General features: G+C 65.3%; 1 protein-coding gene. It reads left to right on the forward strand.

The annotated features are described in order from the left end of the window. Nucleotides 1-317, forward strand: a 317-nt coding sequence (locus tag BA190_RS34875; protein WP_162275294.1) for an NAD(P)(+) transhydrogenase (Re/Si-specific) subunit beta, incomplete at both ends; no start/stop codon positions are given.

Below are 317 nucleotides of genomic sequence, written 5' to 3' on the forward strand. Positions count from 1 at the left end.
TTCATCATGAAGAATGCCGGCAAGGTCATCATCGTGCCCGGCTACGGCATGGCGGTGGCGCAGGCCCAGCACGCCTTGCGCGAGATGGCCGACCAGCTGAAAGAGGAAGGCGTCGACGTCTCCTATGCCATCCATCCCGTCGCCGGCCGCATGCCCGGGCACATGAACGTGCTCTTGGCCGAGGCCAACGTGCCCTATGACGAGGTGTTCGAGCTGGAGGACATCAATGCCGAGTTCGCCCAGGCCGACGTCGCCTTCGTGATCGGCGCCAACGACGTCACCAACCCCGCCGCCAAGACCGACCCGGCCTCCCCCAT

The organism is Labrys sp. WJW, assembly GCF_001676615.1.
GTDB lineage: Bacteria > Pseudomonadota > Alphaproteobacteria > Rhizobiales > Labraceae > Labrys > Labrys sedimenti.